16 protein-coding genes are annotated in these 16,791 nt (G+C 53.2%); 12 read left to right on the top strand and 4 right to left on the bottom strand.

Annotation, left to right across the window (positions count from 1 at the left end):
- Positions 1–68: 68 nt before the first annotated feature.
- The 3 genes from H5T67_10525 to H5T67_10515 are packed head-to-tail and all read left to right on the top strand — an operon-like array spanning position 69 to position 3,752.
- The gene (locus H5T67_10525) at positions 69–2,162 is read left to right on the top strand and encodes a hydrogenase iron-sulfur subunit (GenBank protein ID MBC7245748.1); all 2,094 of its coding nucleotides are present in this window, start codon (positions 69–71) and stop codon (positions 2,160–2,162) included.
- Between the two features lies 1 nt (position 2,163).
- Complete coding sequence (locus H5T67_10520) at positions 2,164–2,832, top strand: methylenetetrahydrofolate reductase C-terminal domain-containing protein (protein ID MBC7245747.1); 669 nt, start codon at positions 2,164–2,166, stop codon at positions 2,830–2,832.
- On the top strand, positions 2,829–3,752 hold the full coding sequence (locus H5T67_10515; protein ID MBC7245746.1) for a methylenetetrahydrofolate reductase: 924 nt from the start codon (positions 2,829–2,831) through the stop codon (positions 3,750–3,752). Before H5T67_10520 ends, H5T67_10515 begins: the two co-directional genes overlap by 4 nt.
- 42 nt (positions 3,753–3,794) lie before the next feature.
- Here the strand turns inward: H5T67_10515 and H5T67_10510 are convergent, their stop codons facing one another.
- Positions 3,795–4,331: a DUF4416 family protein gene (locus tag H5T67_10510; protein MBC7245745.1), complete on the bottom strand. Its 537-nt coding sequence runs from the start codon at positions 4,329–4,331 to the stop codon at positions 3,795–3,797.
- 288 nt (positions 4,332–4,619) lie between these two features.
- Between H5T67_10510 and H5T67_10505 the strand changes: the two genes are divergently transcribed.
- From H5T67_10505 to aguA, 9 genes are all read left to right on the top strand, one after another.
- Positions 4,620–5,768, top strand: coding sequence for an ATP-grasp domain-containing protein (locus H5T67_10505; GenBank protein MBC7245744.1), 1,149 nt, complete (start codon positions 4,620–4,622; stop codon positions 5,766–5,768).
- A gap of 82 nt (positions 5,769–5,850) precedes the next feature.
- Positions 5,851–6,210 (top strand): GNAT family N-acetyltransferase, encoded by a 360-nt coding sequence (locus H5T67_10500; protein ID MBC7245743.1) that lies wholly within the window; start codon positions 5,851–5,853, stop codon positions 6,208–6,210.
- A 160-nt stretch (positions 6,211–6,370) separates the two neighbouring features.
- Positions 6,371–6,901, top strand: a complete 531-nt coding sequence (locus H5T67_10495) for a ribonuclease H-like domain-containing protein (protein ID MBC7245742.1) — start codon at positions 6,371–6,373, stop codon at positions 6,899–6,901.
- A 68-nt stretch (positions 6,902–6,969) separates the two neighbouring features.
- Positions 6,970–7,911 (top strand): radical SAM protein, encoded by a 942-nt coding sequence (locus H5T67_10490; GenBank protein MBC7245741.1) that lies wholly within the window; start codon positions 6,970–6,972, stop codon positions 7,909–7,911.
- 97 nt (positions 7,912–8,008) lie between these two features.
- The gene (gene yccX / locus H5T67_10485) at positions 8,009–8,290 is read left to right on the top strand and encodes an acylphosphatase (GenBank protein MBC7245740.1); all 282 of its coding nucleotides are present in this window, start codon (positions 8,009–8,011) and stop codon (positions 8,288–8,290) included.
- Complete coding sequence (locus tag H5T67_10480) at positions 8,290–9,513, top strand: hypothetical protein (protein MBC7245739.1); 1,224 nt, start codon at positions 8,290–8,292, stop codon at positions 9,511–9,513. Before yccX ends, H5T67_10480 begins: the two co-directional genes overlap by 1 nt.
- Positions 9,514–9,568: 55 nt before the next feature.
- Positions 9,569–10,192, top strand: coding sequence for a cyclodeaminase/cyclohydrolase family protein (locus H5T67_10475; protein MBC7245738.1), 624 nt, complete (start codon positions 9,569–9,571; stop codon positions 10,190–10,192).
- Positions 10,193–10,230: 38 nt separating this feature from the next.
- Complete coding sequence (locus H5T67_10470) at positions 10,231–10,920, top strand: TIGR00266 family protein (protein ID MBC7245737.1); 690 nt, start codon at positions 10,231–10,233, stop codon at positions 10,918–10,920.
- Positions 10,921–10,983: 63 nt separating this feature from the next.
- On the top strand, positions 10,984–12,078 hold the full coding sequence (gene aguA, locus H5T67_10465; GenBank protein ID MBC7245736.1) for an agmatine deiminase: 1,095 nt from the start codon (positions 10,984–10,986) through the stop codon (positions 12,076–12,078).
- 48 nt (positions 12,079–12,126) lie between these two features.
- On the opposite strand, the gene H5T67_10460 is transcribed toward aguA, so the two are convergent.
- The 3 genes from H5T67_10460 to H5T67_10450 all read right to left on the bottom strand — a co-directional run bounded on the left by H5T67_10460 (position 12,127) and on the right by H5T67_10450 (position 16,542).
- Positions 12,127–13,818: a CapA family protein gene (locus tag H5T67_10460; GenBank protein MBC7245735.1), complete on the bottom strand. Its 1,692-nt coding sequence runs from the start codon at positions 13,816–13,818 to the stop codon at positions 12,127–12,129.
- A 112-nt stretch (positions 13,819–13,930) separates the two neighbouring features.
- A complete protein-coding gene (locus tag H5T67_10455) occupies positions 13,931–16,102 on the bottom strand; it encodes an aldehyde:ferredoxin oxidoreductase (GenBank protein ID MBC7245734.1) in 2,172 nt (723 codons plus the stop codon).
- The gene (locus H5T67_10450; protein ID MBC7245733.1) at positions 16,099–16,542 is read right to left on the bottom strand and encodes a 4Fe-4S binding protein; all 444 of its coding nucleotides are present in this window, start codon (positions 16,540–16,542) and stop codon (positions 16,099–16,101) included. Before H5T67_10450 ends, H5T67_10455 begins: the two co-directional genes overlap by 4 nt.
- Positions 16,543–16,791 lie beyond the last annotated feature (249 nt).

Below are 16,791 nucleotides of genomic sequence, written 5' to 3'. Positions count from 1 at the left end.
TCGTTGGCTGTTCGCTGCTTAAGCAGCCAGATCAACATATCGCCCCAAGATAGAAAGGATAGCCGAGTATGAGCAACAAGAGCGACCAACCCATCTCGCTTGTAGAACCGCTTCCACCATGCCAGGCTGCCTGTCCAGCACACACCGACGTACGGGGCTATATCCACGCCATCGCGCGCGGGGATTTTGAAGAGGCCTATCGGTTGGCGCGCGAACCTAATCCCTTGCCTTACATTTGTGGCAAGGTATGCGCTCATCCATGTGAGACCGAATGCAGACGCGGTGACGTAGACGAGCCTGTCGCCATCTGTGCGTTGAAGCGCTTTGCTACGGAGCAACATGACCTGAGCAAAGGTCATGCACCAGGGCTGACTGTCGCGGAGCCAAAGGAGGAAAAGGTAGCGATCGTAGGCTCAGGTCCAGGTGGCCTGACTGCTGCCCATGACCTGGCACGCATGGGCTACAAGGTAACCGTCTTTGAAGCATACCCAAAACTTGGCGGCATGATGCAATACGGCATTCCCCTGTATCGCTTGCCGCGCGAGACCATCGATCTTGAGGTAGCACCACTCAAAGAGCTGGGCGTTGAGTTTGTCACTAACCAGCGCATTACAGATATAGACGCCTTGCTCTCAGACGGCTACAAGGCAGTGTTCCTCGCCGTGGGATCACATGTCGGCCGCAAGCTACGCATTCCCAACGCGGACCTACCCGATGTCTGGTTGAATACCGAGTTTCTGCGGCGAGTAGCTTTGGGCGAGAAAATTGACCTCAGTGGGCGCCATGTATTGGTGCTGGGTGGAGGCAATGTAGCCATAGATGTAGCACGGACTGCATTGCGCCTGGGCGCAGCCGAAGTCTCTATGACTTGCCTGGAAAGCTGCACGACACAGCCGGCACATCCCTGGGAAATCGAGGAAGCGTTGGAAGAGGGTGTGCAGATGTTCCACGATCGCACGTTCAAGGAGATCGTTGCCGAGAATGGCAAGGTCAAGGGTGTGCGTTGCGTGAAAGTGAATTTCCGCGGCTTTTTGCCAACTGGTGCGCCAGACATGGATGAATTCCCAGAAACGGAACACGCCCTTCCTGCGGACTTGGTCATATTTGCGATTGGCCAAGGGCCTGACCTCAGCTTTCTGCCGCAAGATGGTTCCATTGCCCAGACACCACGGCGCACCATTCAGGTCAACCCAGTCACTTTGGCTACTACCAGACCAGGCGTCTTTGCTGGTGGGGATGCAGTCACTGGCGTGGGCTTCATCATTGATGCCATCGCTGCTGGCCATCGCGCCGCCCGCTCCATAGATGCCTACCTCCGTGGCCTTGATCCAGCTTCCGTGCAACCTCCTGAACCACAGAAACTGAACGATCTACAGGAAAAGACCATCTCGCATATCCGCCACCTCAAGCGCGAAGGGATGCCCATACTAGATGCTGGGCAGCGCAAATTTACCTTTGATGAAGTATACCTAGGCTATACCGAAACGCAGGCCATACGCGCTGCTCATCGCTGCCTTACCTGTGGTGCAGGCGCGCGAGTGGAGGAGAACAAGTGCATTGCCTGCCTCACTTGTGTCCGCGTCTGTCCCTACGAAGTGCCTGTACTGGCACGGGGCACCGCCAATGTGCCGGTAGATCAGTGTCAGGCCTGTGGCATCTGCGCAACAGAGTGCCCAGCAAAAGCTATTTCGATGAAGCTCTATTCTGATGAAGACATGATCAGAGAAATCCGCGATGCGGTATATAGTGCAAGGTACAATGGTGCGCCAGCGATTGTGGGCTTTGCCTGCCGTTACTGCGCCTATGCGGGTGAGGATGCTAACATTGTCAAAACCAGCTTGCCCACGAACGTCAAAATCATTGACGTGCTGTGCACGGGGAAAGTGGATGCATTGTACTTAGTGAAAGCTTTCGAGTTTGGCGCTGATGGAGTGTTTGTGGCGGGCTGCCTGGAGGGTGAATGCCACAATGACAAAGGCAATGTACATGCTGCAAAGCGTGTGGCCTATGTGAAAGCATTGCTGGACGAAATTGGCCTGGGTAGCGCACGGTTGGAAATGTTCCATATGTCCCCAGCCCAATGCGCCAACATGGTGGACATTGTCGACACGCTGGCAACGAAGGTCAAAGAACTGGGGCCCAGCCCTGTGAGGAGAGGCTAATATGATCAAAGCACAACAAAAACCCATCGCCGAGATCAAGGCATTGATTGCTTCGTACCACAAGATCCTGATCCTCGGCTGCGGCACATGCGTTACTATCAGTTTCGCTGGTGGCGAGAAAGAAGTTGGATTGCTGGCTTCCAGTCTGCGTATTGCTTCAGCCATGGAGGGTCAGGACAAGATCTTTGCCGAAGCAACCGTGCAGCGCCAATGCGAATGGGAGTTTATTGACGCCGTCGCTGACCAGATTCAGCAAGCCGATGCCGTCCTTTCTCTCGCTTGTGGCATTGGCGTGCAAGCCCTGGCAGAGCGCTATCCCGATAAGGTGATCCTGCCCGGTGTGAACACCACCTTCCTGGGCATGGCTGTAGAGCATGGTGTCCTGGTTGAACGTTGCCGTGCCTGTGGTGACTGCATCTTAGGTCTAACGGGTGGTGTGTGCCCCATCGCACGCTGTGCCAAGAATCTGCTCAATGGCCCCTGTGGTGGTTCACAGAATGGCAAGTGCGAGGTCAATTCAGAGCTTGACTGCGCCTGGCAGCTCATCTATGATCGCCTAGCACGATTGGGACAACTTGACCGCCTGGCCACCCTGATACCGTATAAGGACTGGTCGAAGGATTATGACGGTGGCCCGCGCAAGATTGTTAGGGAGGATCTGAAACTATGAAAGTTGGCAGCAATCTCGAGAAAGTGCTCACTAGCGGCTACTTTGCCGCTACGGGTGAATTAGGCCCTCCCAAGAGTGCCAACCCAGAAGTGATCCGCCACAAAGCCGGCTTGCTCAAGGGTTATGTGGATGCGGTCAACATTACCGATAACCAGACGGCCATTGTGCGCATGTCGAGCATTGCGGTAGGCATCATGCTCCTGCAATTGGGGCTGGAACCTACCATCCAAATGACTTGCCGCGATCGTAACCGTTTGGCGATTCAATCGGATTTGTTGGGGGCTGCTGCCCATGGCGTGAAGAACCTGCTTTGCTTAACGGGCGACCATCAGCGCTTCGGCAACCATCCCACGGCGCGTGGAGTGTACGATCTGGATTCCATACAGTTGATCCACCTAGTCAAAATCATGCGCGATGAGAAAAAGTTCGCCTGCGGTGAAGAAATGGATGTCGAGCCCCGCTTCTTCATCGGCGCAGCAGAAAATCCCTTTGCCGATCCATTTGAATACCGACCCTACCGATTGGCCAAGAAAATAGCAGCAGGAGCCGACTTTATCCAGACACAGCTCATTTACAACGTGGCCAAGTTCAGAGAATTCATGAAACGAGTCTGTGATCTGGGCTTGCATGAAAAGTGCTACATTTTAGCGGGGGTAGGCCCTATCAAAAGCGTTGGTATGGCACGCTATATGCAGACCAGCGTACCTGGCATGGATGTGCCTGAAGAGATTGTAGCCCGTCTGAAGGGCGTGCCGAAGGATCAAGTGCGCCAAGAAGGTATCAAGCAGTGTGCCGACATCATCTCTGAGATACGCGAAATTCCAGGCGTCGCTGGTGTGCATGTCATGGCCATCGAATGGGAAGAGGCTGTGCCGCAGATTCTGGAGCTAGCGGGACTGCTGCCACGGCCAAAATTGTAGGATCGTAACCCCACGACCTACAAACCAACGACTCTGTACGCTTCATGAGCTCTTAGCTTGGCGCAATTGTGCGGCATAGATGCGCCGAATCTCTGTGAAAATCTGGATATAGCGTTGGCTGGCATAATCTGGATAGGTCCACTCCCAGGCCTGGAAAGCACCGTGCCGGTACTGCAGGGTTACTTCCGCATAAATGCCCTGCCCCAGATAGATACGATGTGAGTAGTCTTTTGTGGTAGCCAGCACGAGCTTGCCCAATGAGACATAGCCAGGATCCACATTCACACGGCGTCGCCCATCCACGACCCAGGTCATTTCCAGATCGTTGGTGATACGTTTGATCTCCGCCAATCGATCTGGCGGGATTAGTTCGGTGAAAGCGATGATCTGGCGCACCAATCCTTCGCCAAACTCGCGGGCGTAGTAGGAAGTGTGGTTGAAGGGCAATAATTCGCTCTGGTAGTCAATAGGCCCAAAGCGGTTGACCAGAGCCCCTCTGGCTACAGCCAGCAGAGTCTCATCTGCAGTAAATATACTGGCAATCAATTTGACTGGCGGCGGTTCCTTGATCTTGCCCATTTCTGTCCCACCTGTACGTTTGCCATTATAAGTTGAAAGAAGCGGAAGGTCAACAATAAATGATAGATAGGAAATAGCGAGTGCATTTTTGCACCAAAATTTCACCGAAAATATGCACCTCTTACACCTATACTACAGTATCTAACCAGCCATGGCCATTATACTTGTCCACGAAATGCGAAAGGAAAGGCCTGTGAAGCCGCCATGGCGTGCTCCTTGATAGCGCAGAGCATAGAAACAGAGCCTCCCCTCGAGCAGGGGAACCCTGGCAAGAAGCTTTCTGCTCTTGTGCCCTCCTCATCAAACGGACCAGGTGAACCAGGCTTAATACAGGACCCTGCGTCGCCCTCGGCTCGTGCCCTAAGCCTGCCTCGAGGCATTGTCATCCTGTATAGTGCGGCAGACAAGTTACCCGAGGATAGCTCAAAAGACATCCTGGCTGACCTGGAAACTATTGCCACTGCCCAGGCGGTTGCTAAAGTGCTCCAACAACACACTCAACTGGAAGTTCATTTGCTCCCCGTTGCCCATCATGTCGAAAGGAAGTTAGCTGCATATCCACCTGATGACTATGTGGTATTCAATCTCTTTGAGGGCCTGGATAGCCCCGCAGAGGTAGAAGGCGAGCGCTTTTGGGACGAAGAAGCTCGTGCTGCTTTCACTTTGCAGGAACTAGGTTATCGCTTCACCGGCGCTGATGGTCACACATTAGGTCTCGCTCTGAACAAGGCGGAGGCCAAGCGTACCTTACAACGGCACGGAGTGCTCACTCCTCCTTGGTGTGTCTTTGCCCATCCGGATGAAGTATCGGCAAGCAGTGTAGAAGGCTTGACCTTTCCTGTCATCGTCAAGCCCGTGGCCGAGGACAGCAGCCTTGGCATTGATGAGAATGCGGTAGTGAACGATCTATCAGCCCTGCGGGCTAGAGTGGCTTACCTCATCCAGCGCTACCATCAGCACGTGCTGGTAGAAACATTCATTGATGGTCGAGAGTTCAACATATCCATATGGGGCAATCCGCCTCAAGTGCTGCCTCTGGCTGAAGTGGACCTGAGCGCTTTGGGCAGTCCCGAAAAGCGTATCGTCTCCTTTGCCGCCAAATGGGAGGAAACATCATTCGAGTATACGCACACCCCGGTCATTTGCCCAGCTATCGTATCGGACGAATTAGCCCAAAGCATTCGAGACACGGCTCTGCTCGCATGGCAAGCCGTAGGCGGACGGTGCGGATATGGACGTGTAGACATGCGTGTGCGCAACGAACAAGTATATGTACTCGAAGTGAATCCCAACCCTTCGCTGGCACCGGATGCTGGCTTTGCGCGTGCCGCTCTTGCCGCGGGCTTTGATTATGCACACATGATTCTGAAAATACTTTCGTTTGTCATGGAGGACCTCTTTGTTCACTATTCGTCTAGTAGAAGAACAAGATCGTGAAGCCATCCTAGCCATTTCGCAAGAAGTGGGGGTATTCACCCCGGAAGAAGTGGCATGCATAGATGAACTTTTACAAGTGTATCTGTACAAATCCGGACAGCGCGACTATACCTTCGTGGGCGCTTATGACCAAACAGATTGTCTCCTTGGCTATGTCTGCTTTGGCCCCACGCCACTGACGGTGGGTACTTATGACCTTTACTGGATTGCGGTTAACAAAACTGCCCAACGGCAGGGAGTCGGACATGCACTCCTTGATTGGACAGAGAGGCATCTCCGGGCGTCTGGCGCCCGGCTTTTGATCCTTGAGACCAGTAGTACGCCACAGTACAGGCCCGCACGCAGATTCTATAAGCGCATGGGCTACACGAGCAGCGCCCGAGTCCCCGATTTCTATTGTCCAGGCGACGACCTCATTGTGTTTTATAAGAAGCTGAGCTAAGCCTCTTTGGGCCTGCCGCTTGCCTAGATATAGCCTCTGTAGACAAGATATGCAACACACAGCATGTAACATTTGCATCCTGTACTCTATTCCCGTATCATACCTTTTGGTAGATGTCCTGCTTTCATTTTGACGCGTACGTATCTATGGAGGTTAACCAATTTACATTGTTTATTTTGATCTCGAAACACAACGCACGATTGACGAAGTTGGTGGACGATCTAACATAAGAAGTCTAGGCATGGCTGCTGCAGTAACCTATAACACTGCGCTGGCTGCCTATCATCGTTACACGGAGGACCAGGTCCAAGAACTCATCCAAGAGCTCAAATCCGCCGACTTAGTAGTAGGTTATAACATCCTGGAGTTTGACTATGAGGTGCTTCGCGCTTACAGTAATGAGCCTTTCGCAGAGTTGACCACTGTGGATATGATGGAGCACCTGGCGCACCGGCTAGGCTTTCGCCCTTCACTCCAATCCGTTGCGACTGCTACACTGGGAGTTCAGAAGTCTGCCGACGGATTGCAGGCCATACGGTGGTATCGCCAAGGTCTGATTGACAAGGTGCTTGACTACTGTCAGCATGATGTGGAGATAACAAAGCAATTATACGAATACGGTCAGCGCCATAAAATCGTGTATTATTGGGATAAACAATACCAACGACAAAAAGTTCTGGTCAATTGGTGATCTCAATTGGAGGCGTGGGTCGCGAGCAGATATAAAATAGCCAACTCGTGTTCGTTCGGGAGTTAGCCATGGGTTTCGAGCCTGCCTATCTGCGGCTACTGCGCAGCGGAGAATTGAAAAAGCGTGTCATGGAGGCATATCGTCGCTTGGAAGCCTGTGACATTTGCCCCCGTGAGTGCGGCATCAACCGGCGGGAAAGCCCTAAAGGCGCTGTTTGCCGCACTGGAGAGCGTGCTCTCGTTTCCAGCTATAACCCGCACTTTGGCGAGGAGGCACCCCTGGTTGGAATGAGGGGTTCTGGCACCATTTTCTTCGCTTGGTGCAATCTAAAATGCCAGTACTGCCAGAACTATGAGATCAGTCAACTCGGCGAGGGCCGCGAAGTCGAACCAGAGCAATTGGCAGCAATGATGCTACACTTGCAGGAAATGGGGTGCCACAATATCAACTTTGTTTCACCCACGCATGTCGTGCCGCAGATTTTGGCAGGCGTGCTAATTGCTGCTCAGGCTGGGTTGCATGTACCATTAGTCTATAACACAGGTGGTTACGATTCGCTCAAAACGTTGGCCTTACTGGATGGTGTGTTCGATATCTACATGCCTGATATGAAATACTCCGATGAAGCCACTGCACAACGTCTTTCAAAGGTCAAGGACTATCCAGCTATCAACCGTGCTGCTGTTGCCGAAATGCATCGGCAGGTTGGAGACCTGCATCTGGATGAGCGGGGCATCGCCTTGCGTGGTCTGCTGGTACGCCATCTGGTGCTACCTGGGGGATTAGCAGGAACAGCGGAAATCGTGCGTTTTTTGGCCGAGGAAATTTCTCTGAACACCTATCTCAATCTCATGGATCAATACCGCCCCTGCTACAAAGCACATGAATATCCGGAACTGAACCGCCGCATCACATCGGATGAGTACGCTGAAGCAGTTCGCCTGGCCCAGGAATCTGGTTTGCACCGACTCGATGACCGACAAGCTAGATTGATTTTCCTGTGGACATAGAAAGACATTGAAAAAGTCCTGTATCTTGGATCTTGTACCCCTTTTGGCAAGAAGCTGCAACTTTGCTATAATCCTCACCAGTTGTGAGAGGATGAATATGCCTGATATAGTGCGACTGCATGCCAAGGTATACGGCCTGGTTCAGGGTGTGAATTTCCGCTACTATACCATACGCAAAGCCCAAGCGCTGGGACTAACCGGCTTCGTGCGGAACCGTTGGGATGGCACAGTCGAGGTGGTAGCAGAAGGCGAACGCGAGGCAGTAGACCAACTGCTGTCCTGGTTGCACATAGGGCCACCTTCTGCTGAAGTGGAACGAGTCGAGTTCGAATGGGAGAAACCACGGGGCGAATTCAGGCAGTTTGAGGTACAATTCTAATGCGTCGCAACCCCGAACGCTTAGCCTGGACAGTCCTGTGGATCGCCTTCGCGCTCTTCTGTACCTTGACTGTCTCCATCCCTTTGAGCATCCGCTGGTACCTCACCCATGCCACTAGAGCATACGAAGCCAAAGTGACCTGCCTCGAAGGTACAGCCGTCGTGGAAGATCCCCGCCACGCTACAGCAAAACCTGTGCTGAAAGGTGAAACGATCTCCGTACCGGAAGGCACGGTGGTCAGTGTAGATGAAAACGCCCAGGCCGTGGTCACTTTCTTCGATCAATCGTTTGTGCGTCTTTTCCCACGCTCTAGCATCGCTCTACAGCGTATGCGGATGCCTCGTTTCAGTGCAAGCCCACGCGCCGCACAAATCATCGTCTATGCCAAAGGGGGAAGGCTGTGGGCAAACACAGTGCTCCGCGGTTCTTCGCCCGTAGAATTCCGCGTGGAAAGCTTGCAGGCGCATACATTGCTCGCCGAAGACGGTGGCTATGCCATAGAAGTGAGCAACGAGCGCACAGAAGTCATCGTGCATCGCGGTATGGCAGAGGTTGCAGCAGCTTCGCTGTCAACGTCAAGTGAAGCAGCCAAAGTAACGCTTAGTTCGCGGCAGCGCACGGTTGTGGAAATTGGCCAACCTCCACTGGCACCACTAAAGGCAGAGCGCGATTTGCTCATCAATGGCGACTTTACAGCCCCGTTGAGCACTGGTTGGACCGCATTCAACGATCAGGGCGGGGATGGCGGTGAAGTGGATGGCACGTGGTCGCTTGTTGTGGACGAAGGGCGTCGTGCGGTTCGCTTCTATCGCATCGGCGGTGAGTATAATCACTGCGAAACAATTATCGAACAGGAGCTCAACCGGGACTTGCCCGATCCCTTGACTACACTCAAAGTGCGTGCAACCATCAAATTGGTCCATCAAAGTCTGTCCGGTGGGGGCTATCTCAGTTCCGAATATCCCTTGATGATACGCATCCGATACCGTGACATGTATCTCAGTGAGAACGAATGGATTCGCGGCTTTTACTACCAGAACGAAAACAACAACCCTACCATGAATGGTCAGGAGATACCCCAGAACAAATGGTATTTCTATGAATCGGAGAATCTACTTGACGTCTTACCTATTGCCCCTCGCCGTATACTGTGGATACGCGTGTACGCTTCAGGCTGGAGTTATGAAAGCTTGGTCTCGCAAATCAGTTTGATTGTAGAATAGGGCAGAGATAGGCTTGTTATTCATAGACGACGAACACTAGACAAAGGAGGTCAAAATGCTCAGCGAAAAATCCGTTCGTGTCTTTCTTGATGAACTTGCCAGTTCGGCTCCAGCCCCCGGCGGGGGCAGCGCGGCAGCACTAGCCGCAGCTATTGGAGCGGCGTTGGTGAGTATGGTAGCTAACCTGACTGTAGGTAAGAAGGACTATGCCCATGTCCAGGATGACATTCATCGTATCCTGAAGCGTTCCGAGGAACTCCGCCACAAATGCCTGGAGTTATTGGAGAGCGATGTAGCTGCGTATACCGAGGTATCACGTGCCTACAAAATGCCCCGTGATACGGAAGAGGAGAAGACAACGCGCAACGCAGCCATCCAAAAGGCGTTGAAGGCTGCCACTGCCGTGCCGATGGAGCTGGCAGAAGTCTGCGTTGAGATCCTGAGCCTCTGTCCCGAAAGCGCAGAAAAAGGCAATGTGCGTGCCGTCAGCGATGTGGGCGTAGGAGCGTTGATGGCTGAAGCAGCGCTGCGCGCTGCTGCACTCAACGTGCTGATCAACCTGGGTAGTATCAAAGACGAAGCGTTTGTGCAGCAGGAACGCGCGCGGCTGAATGCGCTCTTAGAGGGTAAAGCAGAACTGAAGGAAAAGATTCTGCAGGACGTAGAAGCCAAATTATGAGTCGCTGAACAATTTACCAATTCAGAAAGGAAAACAGAGTGAAAGTAGAAATCAAATATCAACCGTCATATTCGATTGCCATTGCCCACTTGGAACCAAACGAGACAATTCGCGTGGAGGCTGGCTCCATGGTCGGGATGTCACCAGGGATGACTTTGGAAACGAAAGCAGCGGGTGGACTTTTTGCTTCGCTTAAGCGCAGCGTGTTGGGTGGCGAGAGCTTTTTCGTGAACGAGTACAAGGCACCAGCTTCTGGTGGGGAAATCATGCTGGCGCCGCCTCTGCCCGGAGATATGGCGGTGCTAGAGCTAAAGGATGAGACACTGCTGGTGCAATCCGGTTCCTATGTCGCATCCTCGGCCGGCATCGAGATTGATACCAAATGGGGTGGTGCAAAGACCTTCTTTGCCAGCGAAGGGTTGTTCCTGCTCAAGTGCAGTGGCTCAGGAACGTTGATTTTGTCCAGTTATGGGGCAATCCACGAGCGCAATCTCGGTCACGGCGAAAAGTACACTGTGGATACAGGTCACCTTGTTGCTTTCGGAGCAGATGTAGGCTTCCAGGTGCGTACAGTAGGTGGCCTGAAATCCACCCTCTTCAGCGGTGAGGGTCTGGTAGCGGACCTAACAGGGCCAGGCAGAATGTTGATGCAGACGCGCAGCTCAGATGCTTTTCTGTCATGGCTCATGCCGCAGGTGCAGAAGCGCTTGCCGCGAGAGCGACAATAGATCGGAATAGTTAAAGCCTGCACCAGACTTGTTTTGAATGATGGGATCGCGAAGGAGCAGGCTGTGTCTGTAACCCTTGCCAGCACGCCAAGAGAAGACGGTTTCCGCATGCCAGCCGAGTTCGAGATGCACGCTGGTTGTTGGATGCTATGGCCAGAGCGACCAGATGTCTGGAGATTAGGTGCCAAGCCCGCACAGCGTGCTTTCGCCGCTGTAGCCATAGCGATTGCCCAATATGAACTGGTAACCGTGGGAGTCTCATCGAAACAATTCCTTCATGCACGCTGTATTCTACCTGGCCATATCCGTGTCGTCGAGATATCTTACAACGATTGCTGGATGCGCGACTGTGGACCTACCTTTGTCGTGAATGATAAGGGCGAGGTTCGAGGCGTTGACTGGGAGTTCAACGCTTGGGGTGGTCTGAACGGCGGTGCCTATTTCCCTTGGGATCAGGATGAGCTGGTTGCGCGCAAAGTGCTGGAAATCGAGCGAGTAGAACGCTACAAGGCTCCCATGGTGCTGGAAGGTGGTTCTATCCACGTAGATGGCGAAGGCACGCTGCTGACTACAGAAGAATGTCTGTTAAATCCCAACCGCAACCCGCACATGAAGAAAGAAGAGATTGAGGAAAATCTACGGAGATACCTTGGTGTTGAGAAGATTATCTGGTTGGGCAGGGGTGTCTGTGGTGACGAAACTAGCGGTCATGTGGATAACTTGTGCTGTTTCATTCGCCCAGGTATGGTAGCGCTTACCTGGACCGATGACCGATCGGATCCACAGTACGAGATCTCATGCGATGCCTACGAACGATTGAGGGCAGCTACAGATGCCAAAGGCCGTAGGCTGCAAATTCACAAGATCCATCAGCCCGGGCCGCTGTATGTGACCCAGGAAGAGAGCAAAGGCATTGACTTTGTGGAAGGCACGCGCTGCCGCAAAGCGGGGGACCGCTTGCCAGCGTCGTACATCAACTTCTACATTGCCAATGATGGCGTTATTGTGCCCACCTTTAATGACCCTCACGATGAGGAGGCGCTACGGGGATTACAAGAACTTTTCCCCACGCGTAAAGTGGTCGGGGTATCTTCACGCGAGATCCTTCTAGGTGGAGGCAACATTCACTGCATTACCCAGCAGCAGCCGCGAGGGTGATTCCTGTCATTGCTTTTTCCAGGCAGCCTGTCACGTCACTCGGCTTCCTTACCACCCACTGGCTTTGAACACAGCCTGGAGCAATGCCCTTCGCTCTTGCTTGGTCATTGGTCGTGGCTGGCTGTAGTCTTCCAGCATGAAGGTGAGCAGCTCTGTTGCAATATGGCGTCCATTGTAGATTACATGTCGGTCTACCACCTCTTGCCGTGTGCCAAGTGACCACATCTGGTCAAAGAAGAGGTTGCCCAAGCCGTAGTGGATAAAACTGCCTTTGTAGAATTCGATGGCCTGGGGATGGTGGGCCTGGCTTCCGCTGACAATCACAGCCCCCGCATCTACCATGCTGCGAAAGTCATCTTGCTGTTGCGGTGTGGGTTCATATTGGTAGAATTCCCAGTACTGCAAGGTTACAATAGGTACGTCCACCTTGGCCTTTAGCGTCGCAATCTTAGTATGCAGGTAATCCATATCACATGGCGCTGCCCCAGGGCTATCTGCAGTGGCCCAGGCATACTCAGGGCCAACAGGATTGCAGCCAATGAATGCGAAGCGGTTACCATTGTGTTCGATCACCAGTGGCTTGCGGGCGTCTTCCAAATTTTCTCCACCGCCGAAGTAAGGCCATCCTTCCTTGCGCAATATTTCCAGCGTGGACAGCAGCGCCTCCGAGCCATAGTCTTTTACATGATTGCCGGTCAACTCAACCACGTCCGTACCAACAGCACGTAAGAGCTCGATATAGCGCGGCGCACTGCAAAAGGCCAGCGATTTCTGTTGCGGATCGGGCGTTGGACAATTTTCGGTAAAAGGGACCTCATTGCTGATGTGGGTGAGGTCAGCCTCCCGGAGCACTGTGCCAATCTTTTCGGCGGGATAGAGGATACCATTGAGTTCCATGCGGTGTGCGATACCGCGTACCAATGCAGTTACGCCGGTCATCACCAGCACAGTCATGCGCTCCGTGGCGCGGTTAGTGAGAGGCTTTCCATCTTGGAGCATTGCCATGGCCAGTTCTGCGGCTCCATCGCCTTCTACACCGATGGACACGGACAGGGGATAGTGCTCTACATCGAGCTGTTTGTCGAGTACGCTTGCCTCGTCCACGGTGAGCACTTTCCAACGTGGCTCCAGTTCGTGGAAAGGCACGATGGCCCAGGCATAGGGGCGGGCAGCCCAAGCCGCATCGAGCAGGTCAGAGGCGTCGGTCACCGTGATGGGCACCTTAGCACTCGATGGCCCAAGCAGAGCATGAAGCACCCCCAACGTCTCAGGCGAGACGAAAAGGGTAGGGGATGTCTCGCTATTGGAGATCGCTGCTAGAGCGTCAGGTTCCCCCGCCCAGAAGCGTTCTATGTCGGTCCACCGCACACCGTCTGCCAGCGTTGGAAACGGGGCCACGACCGCATAGACCCAATGAGCCAGCGTAATCGGGAGGTTCAGTCCCACGCGCAAATCTGCTTCTTCTGCAGAGGAACCGATGATGATACTGTGTCTCTCTTGACCCGTACTCGATGGGAGAGTGAGTGCTTCGGCAATCTCATCCCGTATGGCGACGGGCACGGCTGGATCCAGCCAAATACGCAAGGGAGCAGGGGTAGGCGTAGGCGGGATTGGAGTAGCCGTCGCGGTTGCACTGGGAGCAAGAGTATAAGTGGGAATAGGCAAAGGAGTCGAAGTGCTGAGCGCACAACCAGCGATCAAAATAACAAGTAGCAACAAAGCAACCGCAATTCTGGACATGGACGTTCTTTGGTTGGAATATGGGTTCACTGGCGCCAATGCAGAGACTCTTGCTCTCTCATGGGCAGTGCTGTCTTTGCAGTGGCACCAACTGTAGGAAGAGCAGCCTCGCTCATTGGAGGTGCTCCTTCAGCAAAGCCACAACATCAGGATAGTCGATGCCCAGGCGTTTTACTGTCTCCAGAGTAGGGATGCCTTGCGAGTTCCAGCCACGGCGTTTGTACACTGCATCGATCAGCGACTCGTAGCGTTGTTCACGGTGCCGGCGCAGAGCGGCAAGCTTTTCCTTAGTGCTCTTAGCTTCTGGATCGAAGCCAATCTCGCGCAGTTGCTGATCATAGCGTTCGGCGCGGGATTCATACTCCTCGATCGTGACTGGTCCCATCGAGCGGTAAGGAATAGCATCGTGTTCCCGCGTGCCAAACCCCATCTTGAGGTTGAAGATACGCTGGAAATTGTAGACTCTTTCTGACATCAGCACCAAGTCTTCTGGCTCTTTGATGTCTTCGCGACCAGTCACCGCAGTGAATAGCTCGATATAGTTGTGCACGTGCTCAGGGACTCTGGCTGCAATACGCGGCGGATATTTCCTCTTGTTATCCGCGGGTTCTACGTCGTTCCAGGGTAGCTTGCACAAGCCATTGAGGCTGAACCAGGTGCGGAACATGGGGAAGTAGTGTAACGCCTCGGCCTTGTCTTCGAAGGTAGGTATTTGCTTGGTCACGGCATCCATGAAGATGAGCCAGGCCTCGTCATGTTGTGGCCCCTTGTTGGCCAGGCCGTAGCCTCCTTGCTGCGCTACGGATTCCTTTGATACGTATTCCGAGTATTCCAGCCCCTTGCACTCCATGCCAATGTCCTGCAAGAATGCGGGATCAGCGCCGTACTTTTCGGCAAAAAACTGCTTCATGCGACGCACACCTTGCCCCACAACAGTGCCAAAGCCTTCGCCACGACCCATCTGGTGCAGAGCTTCCAGCATGGCCTCTGCATTGCCAAAGCGCAGTTCCAACCCATTCGTTCTTTCTTTGTTGAGAATGCCTGTCTCGTAGCATTCCATGCAGAAAGCCATCGCCGTGCCGAAGGAAATGGTGTCAATGCCGTATGTGTCGCAGTAAAAATTTATTTCCAGCACGGCGTATGGGTCGAAGATGCCGCAATTCGAACCAACGCCAGCGATGGTCTCGTATTCCGGACCATCTACATGCACCCACTGGCCTTTATATGGTCCGGTGCGTAGCTGAAAACGCTCCACGCATTTTGAGCAAGCCAGTGTACAGCCATACCAGCAACCATCCGGGATGCCTAGGCTATAGTGTTTCCTGAATTCCGTGTGGTAGAGATTGCTGGCCTCCGGGTGCGAACCATAGCGGAAATTGTGTACCGGCAGCAAATCAAATTCGTTCATGATGCTGACTAGATAGGGCGTGCCGTTACCGCGCATGTCGTTCATGATGGGATCTTGTTCATAGATCTCGCGGTGCATCCGTTTGCCCACTTCGGTCAATTCGGCCCAGCTAGCCGGACCATTCGAATCTCCCTTCACCCCGATGTACTTTACTACCAGGGCTTTGATCTTCTTATGGCGAAAGACGGTGCCGATGCCACCACGTCCGGCTTGCTTGAGGCGGACGAACTTGCGCCGTGGATCGTAGAAGCTCACGTTCAGACAACCCATCAGCGTATGTTGGGCACCTGGGCCTGTAGAGACGGAAGAAATGCCGATTCGTTCCTCGTCGGTCTCGGCAAAGAGATCCAGGAGTTGCTCGGGCAAGGCATAGCTGTCATCAGCCAGTTCGGGAGCAGCTATGATCTGTACCACGCCTTTGTTGCCATCCACGAAGACAATTACTTCTCTATCTGCTTTGCCCTGCACCTCGATCGCGTCCCAACCTGAGAATTTGAGCAAGGGACCAAAGTGTCCGCCCACATTGCTATCCATTACTGTGCCCGTGAGCGGTGACAAGCTAACGGCAATGGATTTGCCTGATCCTGGATAAACAGTCGTCCCGCCTATAGGGCCTGAGGAGAGGATCACTTCGTTATCTGGGTCGTTCCACTTGGTGGTTCCCCGCACCGCATTCCAGAGCAGCCATAGCCCAAATCCGCGTCCGCCAACAAAGGTGTGTTTCATTTTTTCATCTACGGGCTTTGCCGCGATAGTGTTATCCGACACATTGACATAGAGCGTCTGGTTTGCATAGCCTCGTTCTACCTTCGGAGGGGTGTAGCGATACTCTGCCAGGATTTCCAGCACGACTTGCTTCTTATCTGTAGCTTTCATAATGCCACCACCTTCATTCGTTTTTCTGTTTCGGTTAATGGCGCCTTAGGTAAATCCTCTATGGCTAGTGCTCCTGTGGGGCATGCCTTGACGCATTCACCACATGCAACGCATTTGAAGGGTACGACATAGTCGGGGGGTATGTACATAGCTAGGATTGGACAAAAGCCGACACAAGAGAGGCAACCAGTACACCGCTTCTTATTGACGCGCACAATGCCGTGTCTGTCCCGCGTAAGAGCCAGCGTAGGGCAAATATCTATGCACTCACCACATTGGTTGCAGACGGTTGCCTGATATCGGCCTGGCTGATCTTCTAATGGGGAGATGCGAATAGCTGATTTTTCTGCGTTTGTTTCCTTAAACCACGTCTGTGAGCAGGTCTCCTCGCAGATGCGACAGCCATCGCACAGTTGAGGATTAAAGACGAGTACCTTCATCGTTAGTAGTCTCCTCCCGTGATGTTTATTCCCTGGCAATGGCACAGGTTGCATGCGCTGCAATTGTACAATAGCCTGTCCATTTCCGACAAATCGGGCTGCATGGAATTCATATCGGGCAGAGGGGTGTATTTCAATTTGGGGGCAAATTTGGGGCATAATGTAGGGAAGAATCGAAGCTCAAGAGAAAGGAATCTAAGATGAAACGCACCCGTGCAGAGATCAAAGCGCAGCTATTGGCAGAGGCTG

The organism is Chloroflexota bacterium (assembly GCA_014360905.1).
In the GTDB taxonomy this organism is placed as follows: Bacteria; Chloroflexota; Anaerolineae; order UBA2200; family UBA2200; genus JACIWX01.
Note: the sequence above shows the minus strand (reverse complement) of the source record. Positions and strands in the feature narration are given on the sequence as shown.

Coding starts and splice junctions, on each gene's coding strand:
- H5T67_10525 (MBC7245748.1), top strand. CDS start 69: ATGAGCAACAAGAGCGACCAACCCATCTCGCTTGTAGAACCGCTTCCA.
- H5T67_10460 (MBC7245735.1), bottom strand. CDS start 13,818: ATGTCCAGAATTGCGGTTGCTTTGTTGCTACTTGTTATTTTGATCGCT.
- H5T67_10515 (MBC7245746.1), top strand. CDS start 2,829: ATGAAAGTTGGCAGCAATCTCGAGAAAGTGCTCACTAGCGGCTACTTT.
- H5T67_10475 (MBC7245738.1), top strand. CDS start 9,569: ATGCTCAGCGAAAAATCCGTTCGTGTCTTTCTTGATGAACTTGCCAGT.
- H5T67_10455 (MBC7245734.1), bottom strand. CDS start 16,102: ATGAAAGCTACAGATAAGAAGCAAGTCGTGCTGGAAATCCTGGCAGAG.
- H5T67_10480 (MBC7245739.1), top strand. CDS start 8,290: ATGCGTCGCAACCCCGAACGCTTAGCCTGGACAGTCCTGTGGATCGCC.
- yccX (MBC7245740.1), top strand. CDS start 8,009: ATGCCTGATATAGTGCGACTGCATGCCAAGGTATACGGCCTGGTTCAG.
- H5T67_10520 (MBC7245747.1), top strand. CDS start 2,164: ATGATCAAAGCACAACAAAAACCCATCGCCGAGATCAAGGCATTGATT.
- H5T67_10510 (MBC7245745.1), bottom strand. CDS start 4,331: ATGGGCAAGATCAAGGAACCGCCGCCAGTCAAATTGATTGCCAGTATA.
- H5T67_10490 (MBC7245741.1), top strand. CDS start 6,970: ATGGGTTTCGAGCCTGCCTATCTGCGGCTACTGCGCAGCGGAGAATTG.
- H5T67_10450 (MBC7245733.1), bottom strand. CDS start 16,542: ATGAAGGTACTCGTCTTTAATCCTCAACTGTGCGATGGCTGTCGCATC.